Below are 13,254 nucleotides of genomic sequence, written 5' to 3'. Positions count from 1 at the left end.
CTGCTTAATTGCAGGTTCTTTTCCATAAGGCATCTTCAAAAAAATAACTAGTTAATATGCTAGTCTATTTTTTTGAAGATGCCTAAAGAAAATGGTGGGGGGATGAGTATGTTAAGATTTTTTAAATCTAAAAAACATAAAGTTGAAAATAAAGAAATTGAAATAGATAGAAATAACATACCAAAGCATATTGCCATTATTATGGATGGGAATGGTCGATGGGCTAAGGAAAAAAAATTACCAAGAACTATGGGTCATAGAGCAGGTGTAGAATCAATAAGAAGAATAATAAAAGAATCACACGTACTTGGAATAAAATACTTAACTTTATATGCGTTTTCAACTGAGAATTGGAAGAGGCCAAAGGACGAAGTTGGAGCTCTTATGAAACTTTTAGTTGAATATTTAAGAAATGAAATAGGTGAACTTAATGCTAATGGAGTCGTAATTAAAATTTTAGGTGATACAACAAAGCTAGCTGATGACTGCCAAAAAGAAATTAAAGATGCAGTAGAGTTAACAAAAGATAATAAGGGAGTAGTTGTAAATATTGCTTTTAACTATGGCGGAAGAGATGAGATATTAAGAGCTGTAAAAGCTGTATCTAAAGATGTAGAAAAGGGTATAATAAATTTAGATGATATTACAGATGATATTTTTGAAAATTATTTATACACAAAGGGTACTCCAGATCCAGATCTTATAATAAGACCTTCTGGAGAAAAAAGAATTAGCAATTTTTTATTATGGCAATGTGCTTATTCAGAATTTTGGTATTCAAATGTAAATTGGCCAGATTTTAAAGAAAAGGATTTACATAGAGCTATATATGATTATCAAAATAGAGATAGAAGATTTGGCGGCGTATAAAGAAGTGAGGTGGATATTATGAAATCGGATAACAGGTACTTAGGAGCATTAATGATAGCTCCATTTATAATATTTATATTACTTGGAGGTCCTTATTTAAAAGGATTTACAATAGTATTATCAGCGTTTGGACTATATGAGTTCTATAATGCACTAAAACAAAAGGAATTTAATCCAATATCAATAGTTGGGTATATATTATTAATAATATTCTATATAACAAATAATAATTTCGAAACACTAATGTTTTTAGTAATAATTGCGACATTTGTTTTATTATGTATGCCAATAATAGATCAAAAATACACATTTATAGATGTTGCAATAACTTTACTTGGATTTATTTACGTAGTTGTTTTATTTAGCTTTATACCTCTTGTAAACAACAAAGTAGGTGGAGCTTACTTAGTATGGCTAATATTTATAGGGTCTTGGCTCGCGGATACAAGTGCTTATTATGCAGGAAAGTATTTAGGGAAAAGAAAACTTTGTCCTAAAGTGAGCCCTAAAAAAACTATTGAAGGCTCAATTGGGGGTTTTTTTGGAAGTACAATAGGTTGTGGAGTTTTTGGAATTATAATAAGTTCTTTTGTTCCACAAATTGCAATTATACATTATTTCTTAATAGGTGCACTGTGTGGAGTTATGGGTCAGTTTGGAGATTTAGTTGCATCATCAGTAAAAAGATATGTTGGAATTAAGGATTATAGTAATCTAATTCCTGGACATGGGGGAATATTAGATAGGTTTGATTCTATATTATTTAATGCTACAGTGGTATTTTATTACTTAACATTTATAGTGGGAATTTAATAAATTATTTTTTATATATAAAATATAGAACCGTACGCATTTGCGTATGGTTCTATATTTATATAAGGGATATAAAAGAAAATAGTAAGTGAAAATTTTGAGGATGTTTTGTGCTAGCCTAAGAACTATAGCTCAAAATAGGCCGAAATATGAGTAGTTATTTTTTAAATAGCTACTTTAGGAGTACTTGAATAAACTTAAAAGTAATATACTTTTACCACAAGGTAAAAGGAGAGAGATTATGAAAATATATAATGAATATGAAAAAATTATTAATTTGATTGTTTTATTTATAGTTTTAGTAATAATTACTTTAAGTATAAAGATTTATTTCCAACCATTTTTTATTATATTAATAATGCTTTTATTTACTACTCCAAGTTATAAAATTCTGGTAAAGTTTAAAATAAATAATAAAGTTGCAGCAGTAATAAGCATAATTTTAATTAATTTTCTATTAGGGTTTACAATTTTTTATTTTGGAAATAACTTAATAGGAATATTTCATAAGTTATATATAGGAAATATAGAAACAGTAAATATTTTTTTGAACAATATAAAAGTATTGCTTAATTTTGATTTAAATAAAGGAATAGAAACTTTAAGCAAAATTATAAGTACGCCAATGATAGCAGAGGGAGCATCTATAACTGGAAGCAGTTTTATAGGATATTTTATAGGTAATGTAGCTACATATTTTATACTTGTAGATAAGGACAAAGTGTTAGATCTGCTATCAAATGTATTTTCTAAGAAAATAATAGAAAGCATTTATATTAAGAAAAAAAATTTAAAGGAAGTATTTTTAATAGAAGTTTTAATAGTGATTGTAAGTACGGTTATTATAGTTATAGGATTTAAAATATTAGGGGTTAAAAATAGTTTATTTCTTGGAATTATATGTGGTATGTTAGATATATTACCTTATGTTGGAACAATAATTGTTTTTATACCAATTATAATATACAATATTATAATCAAGAGATATTTAATAGTAATAGGATTTGTTGCGCTATATTTATTAGTACTTATAAATAAACAAATTTTAGAAGCAAAGTTTTTAAGTAGTAAATTAGATATACATCCGTTAGTTGTAATGCTTTCTATATACATAGGGGTGAATATATTTGGAGTTATAGGTATTATAGCAGGGCCAATTTATTCTATAATTGCAAAAGATATAATTTATACAAATAAAAAACAAAGTATACAAGGAAATAAGGCTCTTTCAAAAAAAAATAATAATAAAAATTAATTTATTTTTTGAAGGTCTCTAAACTAAGGAGGTAAAAATGAAAAATATTTCAATACTAGGGGTTACAGGATCAGTTGGAACCCAAACATTAGATGTAGTTAGGAAATCAGGGGAAGAAATTAAAATAATAGGGGTAACAGCTAATTCATCTATAGAAAAAATGAAAGAAATAATAGATGAGTTTAAACCTAAATATGTAGGCATGATGGATATTGAAAGTGCAAAAAATATTAAAAATTATTGCATAAGTAATAACTTAGATATAGTAGTGCTTGAGGGTATGGATGGGCTTAAAACTATAGCTTCATTACATGAAATAGAAATGGTTGTAACATCTATAGTTGGTATGATAGGACTTGTGCCAACTCTTTGTGCAATTGAAGCTGGAAAAGATATTGCATTAGCTAATAAGGAGACACTAGTTGTTGCAGGAGAACTTGTAATGAATAAGGCTAGAGATATGGGGGTTAAGATTTTACCTGTAGATTCAGAGCATAGTGCTATATTCCAAGCCTTAAGTGGATATACTGAAAAGGATATTAAAAAAATTATATTAACAGCTTCTGGGGGACCTTTTAGAGGAAAAGATACAAAGTATTTAAAAAAAGTTACAGTAGCAGAGGCATTAAAGCATCCTAAATGGAAAATGGGTAAAAAAATATCAATAGATTCTGCTACCCTTATGAATAAAGGGCTAGAAGTTATAGAAGCACATTTCTTATTTAATTGTGATTATGATAATATTGAAGTGGTTGTTCATCCACAAAGTATTATTCATTCAATGGTTGAATATAAGGATGCAAGTATTATTGCTCAACTTGGGTCAGCAGATATGAGGTTGCCAATACAATATGCAATTAATTATCCAGAAAGAAAAGCTGAAATTGCAAATTCTATAAATTTTTATGAAGTTGGATCATTAACATTTGAAAGACCAGATTTTGAAACTTTTAAATGCTTAAAGTTAGCATTTAAGGCGGGAAGAAAAGGTGGATTAACGCCGACTGTATTAAATGGAGCTAATGAAGAAGCTGTAGCTTTATTATTAGAAGAAAAAATACAATTTCTGCAAGTTGCTGAAATAATAGAAGAATGTATGGAATATTTTAAGGAAGATGCAACTAAAGAATTAAATTTAAATAATATTTTAGAATTAGATGAAAAAGTAAGGAAATATATTAGATCAATATATAATTAGGAGAGTGATGTACGTGTATATAGTTTTTGCTATGCTTGCCTTTAGTTTACTTATAATTGTTCATGAACTTGGACATTTTGTAATGGCCAAGGTTAATGGAATAAAAGTTGAAGAGTTTGCTATTGGAATGGGACCTAAAATGTTTTCAGCTCAGGGAAAAGAAACTAAATATTCTATTGGTATTCTGCCAATAGGTGGATATGTTAAAATGCTTGGAGAAGAGGAAGAAGTTGAAGATAATAAAAGCTTTTCATCAAAATCTCCTTTAAGAAGAATAAGTGTAATTTTAGCTGGTTCAATAATGAATTTTTTATTAGCTTTAGTTTTATTCACAATAATACTATCTAAAAATGGATATAGCCTTCCAAAAGTTGGAGAGGTACAAGATAATACTCCTGCATATGAGGCGGGTCTTCAAACAGGAGATGAATTTTTAAATATAAATGGAGATAAGGTATTCTCAGCAGACGATATATTAATGGGGGTTATGATATCAAAGGGAGAACCTGTAGATATAGTATATAAAAGATCAGGAGAAATTAAAGAAGTAACAATAACTCCCAAAATAGATGAAAAAAATAAATATCTTATAGGGATTAGCTTTGTTAAAATACAAAATCCAACGTTTTACCAAGGGTTTAAGCAAAGTTTTAAACAAACAGAAACGCTTATTGTCCAAACATTTAAAGGCTTAAAAATGCTAGTTACAGGAAAAGCAAACTTAAAAACTGATGTAGGTGGACCTGTAACAATAATTAGACTATCAGGGGAAGCCGCAAAAGGTGGTATCTTGAATCTTATGTATTTCACAGCTTTTATAAGTGTTAACTTAGCGGTATTTAATTTATTACCATTCCCAGCATTAGATGGAGGATGGACAGTTATACTATTAATTGAGTTAATAACTAGAAGAAAAGTTCCAGATAAAATTGTAGCTACTGTAAACTATATAGGAATGATACTTCTTTTTGGATTTATGATACTAATTACAGTTAAGGATGTATTATTCCCAATTAAATTTTAGGAGAGGATAAACATGGAAAGAAAACAAACGAGAAAAGTAAAAGTAGGTAATAAATTTCTAGGCGGAGATTCGCCTGTTTCAATACAGTCAATGACAAATACTGATACAAGAGATGCAAAAAAAACTTTAGATCAAATAAATGAACTTTATAATGCTGGGTGTGAAATTATAAGATGCGCAGTGCCAGATATGAAAGCGGCAGAGGCTTTAAAGGAAATATGCGAAAAATCACCTATCCCAGTTGTGGCAGATATTCATTTTGATTATAGATTAGCGCTAGAATCAATAAAAAATGGAGTTTCGGCAATAAGAATTAATCCAGGAAACATAGGAAGCGTTGAAAGGGTTAAACTAGTTGTAGAAGCTGCGAAAGAAAAGGGGTTACCAATTAGAATTGGAGTAAACTCAGGATCGTTAGAAAAGGATATACTAGCAAGAGATGGAAAACCAACCGCTAAAGGACTAGTGGAATCTGCTCTTAGGCATGTTAAAATATTAGAAGAACTAGAATTTTTCGATATTGTAATATCAATAAAATCATCAAATGTTAAAACAATGATAGATGCCTATAGATTAATGAGTGAATCTTGTGATTATCCTCTTCATTTAGGAGTAACTGAATCAGGTACTACTTTTAGAGGAACTATAAAATCAAGCATAGGAATAGGTACATTGCTTGCAGAAGGTATTGGTGATACTATTAGAGTTTCTCTAACTAGTGATCCTATAGAGGAAATTAAAGTTGCAAAAGAAATGTTAATAGCTTTAGAACTTAGAGAAAGTGGAATGCAATTTATATCTTGTCCAACTTGTGGAAGAACTCAAATAAACCTTATAAAGATTGCAGAAGAAGTTGAGAGACGATTAGAAAATTGTAATAAGAACATAAAGGTTGCAGTAATGGGTTGTATAGTTAACGGACCTGGAGAAGCAAGAGAAGCTGATATAGGGATTGCTGGTGGAAATGGAGAAGGAATAATATTTAAAAAGGGTAAGTTAATAAGAAAAGTAAAAGAAGAAAATCTTGTAGAAGCTTTATTAGAAGAAATAGAAACTTTATAAGGTATTTGAAAAAATAACTAAAGTGAAGTTTGCCAAAGTGGAATAAACTATGTAAACTGAAACTTAAAAGAACTTATCCAATGGATAAAATAGGCTAAAATATAAAAAAAGTCAGCGTAAGCTGGCTTTTTTATACTGATTATAGAAAATAAGGTGGGGTGGCGCTTTTGTCAGAAGATATTTTAAAGAAAATTATAATTGAAATAAATAAAACAGAATCTATTGATGATAAGGAAATTAAAATTATAAGATTTCAATTTTTAAGGAAAAGTAATTTGTTGAAAGTGGTACTTAGAGGAAAAGAGTATTTGCTTAAAGACGAAGAGAAATTAGTGAAAAAAGCAATTAAGAATGTATTAAGGCTTAATGTTGATATAGATATATTATTCTATAAGGATGTATCAAATATTACTTTGGAACAGATAATTGAAAGTTACTGGCTAGATGTGGTTAAAGATATTATAAAAAAGACACCATTATCTAAAACATTGTTATTAACAGCAATAAAAGAAGTTAAAGATAATAGATTAGTGGTAAAAAACGGATATGATAAACTAACAGATCATCTTATAAAAAAAGATATTCCAAAAGATATTGCTACAAGTATAGAAGATATATTTGGAATGAATGTAAAAGTAGAGCTTATGTATGATAGTGAACTAGAAGTTAAGGATAGTTATGTAGAAAAAGATAAAGAACAAAAAGAATATATTAAAAATATATTAAATGGAAGAGAGCCAGGTAGCTCTAAACCAAAACAAGAATCTGTTGATAAACAAAAGAAAACTTATGAAAAGAAAGAATTTAAGAGAGAACCTAAAAGTGAAAATTCAATACTTGGAAGAAGCATAAGTTTAGAAGCTACGTCTATTAAAGATATTAATGAAACTTCAGGATATGTTGCAGTGCTTGGAGATGTATTTAAAACAGAAATTATAGAAACAAAAACAGGTAAGACAATACTTACATTCTTTATAACAGATTACGAAGGATCTATAGCAGTTAAATGTTTCTTAAAACCACAAGAAACAGAAGCTGTTTTAGAAAATGTTAAGAAGGGTCTTTATTGCAAGGTAAGAGGAGAAGCTATATATGATACCTATGCAAGAGAAGTTGTTATTATGGGCCGGGATATCCTAAGAATGAGTAAAATGGAAAGAATGGATGGATCAGAAGAAAAAAGAATTGAATTACATTGTCACACTAATATGAGTTCTATGGATGGTATTACATCAGTAACAAGAATAGTTGAAAGAGCTTCAAAATGGGGGCATCCAGCAATTGCAATTACAGATCATGGAGTGGTTCAGGCCTTTCCAGATGCTCAAATTGCTGCGAAAAAAAATAAGATAAAAGTTCTCTATGGGGTTGAAGGATATTTAGTTAATGACGGGATTCCTATAGCCTTAAATGATAAAGGGCAAAGCTTCAATGATGAGTATGTAATTTTTGATATAGAAACTACAGGGTTTTCACCAAAAAATAATAAAATAATTGAGATTGGTGCTATAAAGGTAGTTAATGGTGAAGCTGTAGATATGTTTAGTGCATTTGTATATCCACAATGTAAAATACCTTATAAAATTACTGAACTTACAGGTATTACGGATGAAATGGTTAGGGAAGCGAAAATTATTGATGAGGTTCTGCCAAAGTTTATAGAATTTGTAGGGGATAGTGTTGTAGTTGCACATAATGCAAGTTTTGATACAGGTTTCATTAAAAAAAATTGTAATGATTTAGATTTAGAATTTAATAATACAATTTTAGATACAGTAAATTTAGCAAGGTTTTTATACCCTGAACTTAAAAGAGTTAAGCTAAATATTGTTGCAAAGCATTTAGGGATATCCCTAGAAAATCATCATAGAGCTGTAGATGATGCAAAAGCTACTGCAGAAATATTATTAATATCATTTAAAAAGTTAAAAGAGGAAAATGAAATTAATGATTTATCAGCTTTAAATAAAGCCTTTTTAAGTAATGTAGATATTAAAAAGCAGAATACCTACCATATAATAATTTTAACTAAAACTCAACAAGGATTGAAAAACTTATATAAGTTAATATCAGAGGCTCATTTAGATAATTTCTTTAGAAAGCCAAGAACAAAAAAGAGCAGGCTTATGGAAATGAGGGAAGGTCTTATTATTGGAAGTGCTTGTGAAGGTGGAGAACTATATAAAGCGGTTTTAGATGGGAAAAGTGATGAACAATTAAAAGAAATAATAAGCTTTTATGATTATGTTGAAATTCAACCACTTGAAAATAATCAATATCTTATAAAAAAAGGTATTGTAAAAGATAATGAGGAGTTAAAGGCAATTAATAAAAGACTATATGAATTAGGAAAGCAATGTAATAAACCAACAGTTGCTACAGGAGATGTACATTTTCTAGATCCTAAAGATGAAGTCTATAGAAGAATTATAATGGGTGGTCAAGGATTCTCTGATGCAGATAATCAACCTCCACTATATTTAAAAACTACAGATGAAATGCTTAGAGAATTTTCATATTTAGGACCAGAAATAGCGAGAGAAGTAGTTATTAGAAATCCAAGAAAAATAGCAGATTCAATAGATGTGCTAAAACCAATACCAGATGAAACATATCCCCCTAAAATAGAAGGTGCAGAAGAAGACATTAAAAAAATGACTATGGATAAAGTACATTCTATTTATGGAAATCCACTTCCAGAGGTAGTTCAAAAAAGAATAGATAAAGAATTAAATTCAATTATTAATAATGGATATGCAGTTTTATACCTTATTGCCCAAAAACTTGTTGCAAAATCACTAGAAGATGGATATTTAGTAGGATCTAGAGGTTCTGTTGGGTCATCCTTTGTAGCAACAATGTCTGATATAACAGAGGTTAATGGGTTACCACCACATTATGTATGTCCGAATTGTCAAAAATCACAGTTCTTTATGGATGGATCTATAAGTTCTGGAGCAGATTTAGATGATAAAAATTGCCCAGATTGTGGAACCCTTTATGTAAAAGATGGTCATGATATTCCTTTTGAAACATTCTTAGGATTTGAAGGGGATAAGGAACCTGATATAGATTTAAACTTCTCTGGAGAATATCAGGGGATAGTTCATAAATATTGTGAAGTTTTATTTGGAACAGGATATGTATTTAAAGCTGGAACAATTGGAACTATAGCAGAAAAAACAGCTTATGGATTTGTTAAAAAATATTTGGATCAAAGAGGATTAGTTGTATCAAATGCAGAAATAGAAAGATTAACTCTTGGATGTACAGGGATAAAAAGAACAACAGGTCAACATCCAGGTGGAATCATGGTTGTACCACAGGATAATGAAATATACAATTTCACTCCAATACAACGTCCGGCAGATGATTCAGAATCGGAGATAACAACTACTCACTTTGATTATCATTCAATATCAGGTAGGCTTTTAAAACTTGATATATTAGGACATGATGATCCAACGGTGCTTAGGATGCTTCAAGATTTAACAGGTATTGATCCAAAAACAATACCACTTAATGATCCAAAGGTAATATCTTTATTTACTTCTCCAAAAGCATTAGGAGTTACAAGAGATGAACTAAAATGTGAAGTAGGTAGTTATGGATTGCCAGAGTTTGGAACAAAATTTGTTCGTGGAATGCTTGTAGATACACAACCAAAGAGTTTTGCTGATTTAGTTAGAATATCAGGGCTTTCCCATGGTACTGACGTTTGGCTAAATAATGCTCAATATTTTATTAAATCAGGAGATACAACTCTAAAAGATTGTATATCTACAAGAGATGACATTATGGTTTACCTTATGTATAAAGGCGTTGAACCTAAGAATGCCTTTACAATAATGGAAAGCGTAAGAAAAGGTAAGGGATTAACAGCAGATCACGAAGCTGAAATGAAGAGAAATGATGTGCCAGATTGGTATATAGAATCTTGTAGACGGATTAAATATATGTTTCCAAAAGGTCATGCAGTTGCTTATGTAATGATGGCAGTTAGAGTTGCCTACTTTAAGGTTTATTATCCAGAAGCATATTATGTAACATACTTTACAGTAAGAGCCGATGATTTTGATGCAGATCTTATTTGCAAAGGAGAAAGTGCAATAGAGGCAAAACTTGAAGAACTTTATGCCTTAGGTAATAAAGTTACGGTTAAGGATAAGGGAATGACAACAGTTTTAGAATTATCTTATGAACTATATAAAAGAGGATTTAAAATGTTAAAGGTTGATATATATAAATCTCATGCTACTAAATTTATTATAGAAGATGGCAAAATAAGACCTCCAATGGATGCACTTGAAGGAGTTGGCTCAAATGCTGCTAAAAGTATAATGGAAGCTAGAGCTGATGGCGAATTTATATCAAAAGAAGATATAAGAATGAGAAGTAAAGCATCTAAAACTGTAATAGAAGCATTAAGCAATCATGGCTGTTTAGAAGGCTTGTCAGATACTAATCAACTTTCTTTATTTTAATATAAATTTTTAATATATATAACATTGTGCATAAATAATATATATTGAGGGAAAGTAATATTGAAAGCTGTGCTTAAATTATAACTCTTAAAACCTTGTATTTATTAGTAAACTATGTTAACATGGTCAAAGACGTGATTTACTAATAGCTAGAGAATTAAGAGTGGGGATGTAATCACCCACTCTTTCTATTTAAACGCAACTACTAGCTAGTTGCGTTTTTGTATATATTTTCTGGAAATCATATCTATTAAAATTGAATATAGAAGAAGGAGGATTAAGATGAGAAATGATGCCTTAATACAAAAAATTGATAAAATAGTAAGACCAATAGCCCATGAGTTAAATTATGAAATTTATCATATTGAATACATTAAAGAAGATGGAGAATATTATTTAAGAATATATATAAATAATGAAGAAGGCATTGCTTTATCAGATTGTGAAAAACTTTCAAGAGCAGTAAGTGAAATCATGGATACAGAAGATCCTATTGAAGAGGCTTACTTCCTAGAAGTATCTTCACCTGGATTAAACAGAGAATTATTTACAGAAGACCATTATAAAAATAGTATTGGTAAAGAAGTGTTAATAACATTTACTACACCTCTTGATGAAAAAACAAAGGTTATAGGAATACTAAAAGAAGTTACTGAAGATTTTCTTATTATTGAAGCAAAAAAAGAAGAAATAGTAGAGTCAAAAACAAAGGCAAAAGCAAGAGCGAAAGCAGAAGCTGAAGCTGGAGTAAAAGAAGAAGCTGCTGAATTAGTAACAGTTTCAAAAGACAAAATTAAGTCAGCCAATTTAGAAGGGGAAATATAATAAGGAGGATATAGATATGAACCAAGAGTTTATAGGTGCTCTTAAAGAAATAGTTACTGATAAAGGAATAAGCGCAGATTTAGTCTTCACTACAATTGAAGATGCTTTATTTGCTGCATATAAGAAAAATTATGCAAATGCGACAACAACAGCGCAAAATGTAAAAGTAACTATGAATAGAGAAACAGGGGAAATACATGTTTATGCTCAAAAAGTAGTAGTTGAGGATGTATATGATGAAGTAACAGAAATATCAATAGAAGAAGCTAAAGCAATGAGTGTTAGATATGACCTTGATGATATAGTGGATTTTGAAGTTACTCCAAAGAACTTTGGAAGAGTAGCTGCGCAACTTGCAAAAGGTGTAGTAACTCAAAGAATAAGAGAAGCAGAAAGAACAATTGTTTACTCTGAATACAAAGAAAAAGAATATGATATAATTACAGGTACAATTTTAAGACAAGATAAAGGTAATGTATTTGTAAACTTAGGTAGAATCGAAGGTGCTATAGGTCAAAACGAACAAATACCTGGCGAAGAATATAAGTTTAACGAAAAGTTAAAACTATATGTGGTAGAAGTTAAGAATACTTCAAAAGGTGCTCAAGTATTAGTTTCAAGAACTCATCCAGGCTTAGTTAAAAGATTATTTGAATTAGAAGTTCCTGAAATATTCCAAGGTGTTGTAGAAATAAAAAGTATTTCAAGAGAAGCTGGTTCAAGAAGTAAAATAGCTGTTTACTCAAATGATGAAAATGTAGACCCAATGGGAGCTTGTGTTGGTCCTAAGGGGATAAGAGTTCAAAATATAGTAAATGAGTTACAGGGTGAAAAAATTGATATAATAAAATGGAGCAAGGATCAAGGCGAACTTATAGCAAATGCTTTAAGTCCAGCTAAAGTTTTAAGTGTTGAAGTTAAGGAAGATTGTAAATCAGCTAAAGTAGTAGTTGATGATAATCAACTTTCACTAGCAATAGGTAAAGAAGGCCAAAATGTTAGACTTGCAGCTAAGTTATGTGGATGGAAAATAGATATAAAAAGTAAGACTCAAGCAGATGCAATAAAAGCAGAAGACTCTAAAGGTACAGATTTAGCTAATGAAACAACTGAAGATTTGGCAGAATAGGAGGGGTTTTTATGAAAGTAAAGAAAATTCCTTTAAGAATGTGCACAGGATGTATGGAAATGAAACCTAAAAAGGAACTTATCAGAGTTGTAAAAAGTCCTGAAGGAGAAGTTTCTGTAGATTTAACTGGTAAAAAATCAGGAAGAGGAGCATATGTATGCAAAAATACGCAATGCTTAGAAAAGGCCTTCAAAGCTAAAAGACTTAGTAGAAACTTAGATACCGCTATAAGTGAAGAGGTATATAATAGATTAAGGGAAGAGATAATAAATGAATAAATTTTTTAATTTTTTAGGTTTAGCAAAAAGGTCTAGTAATGTAATTGAAGGATATAGTAAATGCAATGAACAAAGAAATAGAAGAGACCTTTTTCTATTTATAATAACAGGGGAAGCTTCTGATAAATCAAGAAGTAAGTTTGTTAAACATTGCGAATTCAAAAAGATACCTTGTATTCAAGATTTCTCAAAAGAAGAGATTGGAAGTGCAATAGGTAGAGAAGAGATAAAGATACTAGCCATAGCAGATAAGAGTATGGCCGAAAAGCTTATTTCTTTATATGAAGAAGAAAAAGCTTAAAATTAACCGGGGGTG

The 13,254-nt window shown here is 29.8% G+C and carries 11 protein-coding genes; all 11 read left to right on the top strand.

What is annotated here, in order from left to right; translation table 11 throughout:
- Window positions 1-108 precede the first annotated feature (108 nt).
- Window positions 109-870 (top strand): undecaprenyl pyrophosphate synthase, encoded by a 762-nt coding sequence (locus J1C67_RS17155; RefSeq protein ID WP_167865541.1) that lies wholly within the window; start codon window positions 109-111, stop codon window positions 868-870.
- An 18-nt stretch (window positions 871-888) separates the two neighbouring features.
- Window positions 889-1,683 carry a phosphatidate cytidylyltransferase gene (locus J1C67_RS17150; RefSeq protein ID WP_167865542.1) on the top strand — a complete coding sequence of 265 codons (795 nt, stop codon included), beginning with the start codon at window positions 889-891 and terminating at the stop codon, window positions 1,681-1,683.
- Between the two features lie 241 nt (window positions 1,684-1,924).
- A complete protein-coding gene (locus J1C67_RS17145; protein WP_167865543.1) occupies window positions 1,925-2,938 on the top strand; it encodes an AI-2E family transporter in 1,014 nt (337 codons plus the stop codon).
- Window positions 2,939-2,975: 37 nt separating this feature from the next.
- Complete coding sequence (gene dxr, locus J1C67_RS17140) at window positions 2,976-4,136, top strand: 1-deoxy-D-xylulose-5-phosphate reductoisomerase (protein WP_167865544.1); 1,161 nt, start codon at window positions 2,976-2,978, stop codon at window positions 4,134-4,136.
- A gap of 13 nt (window positions 4,137-4,149) precedes the next feature.
- Entirely contained in the window at window positions 4,150-5,160 is a 1,011-nt protein-coding gene (rseP, locus tag J1C67_RS17135; RefSeq protein ID WP_207253533.1) for an RIP metalloprotease RseP, read from the top strand.
- A gap of 12 nt (window positions 5,161-5,172) precedes the next feature.
- Window positions 5,173-6,222: a flavodoxin-dependent (E)-4-hydroxy-3-methylbut-2-enyl-diphosphate synthase gene (ispG, locus tag J1C67_RS17130; RefSeq protein WP_167865546.1), complete on the top strand. Its 1,050-nt coding sequence runs from the start codon at window positions 5,173-5,175 to the stop codon at window positions 6,220-6,222.
- Window positions 6,223-6,389: 167 nt separating this feature from the next.
- On the top strand, window positions 6,390-10,706 hold the full coding sequence (locus J1C67_RS17125; RefSeq protein ID WP_167865547.1) for a PolC-type DNA polymerase III: 4,317 nt from the start codon (window positions 6,390-6,392) through the stop codon (window positions 10,704-10,706).
- 282 nt (window positions 10,707-10,988) lie between these two features.
- Complete coding sequence (rimP, locus tag J1C67_RS17120) at window positions 10,989-11,531, top strand: ribosome maturation factor RimP (protein ID WP_167865548.1); 543 nt, start codon at window positions 10,989-10,991, stop codon at window positions 11,529-11,531.
- 16 nt (window positions 11,532-11,547) lie between these two features.
- Window positions 11,548-12,660, top strand: coding sequence for a transcription termination factor NusA (gene nusA / locus J1C67_RS17115; RefSeq protein WP_089967783.1), 1,113 nt, complete (start codon window positions 11,548-11,550; stop codon window positions 12,658-12,660).
- Between the two features lie 11 nt (window positions 12,661-12,671).
- The gene (rnpM, locus tag J1C67_RS17110) at window positions 12,672-12,938 is read left to right on the top strand and encodes an RNase P modulator RnpM (protein ID WP_089967780.1); all 267 of its coding nucleotides are present in this window, start codon (window positions 12,672-12,674) and stop codon (window positions 12,936-12,938) included.
- Window positions 12,931-13,239, top strand: a complete 309-nt coding sequence (locus tag J1C67_RS17105; RefSeq protein WP_167865549.1) for a ribosomal L7Ae/L30e/S12e/Gadd45 family protein — start codon at window positions 12,931-12,933, stop codon at window positions 13,237-13,239. Before rnpM ends, J1C67_RS17105 begins: the two co-directional genes overlap by 8 nt.
- The last annotated feature ends 15 nt before the right edge of the window (window positions 13,240-13,254 follow it).

This window comes from Clostridium gasigenes, from assembly GCF_017348895.1.
Classification (GTDB): Bacteria; Bacillota; Clostridia; order Clostridiales; family Clostridiaceae; genus Clostridium; species Clostridium gasigenes.
Note: the sequence above shows the minus strand (reverse complement) of the source record. Positions and strands in the feature narration are given on the sequence as shown.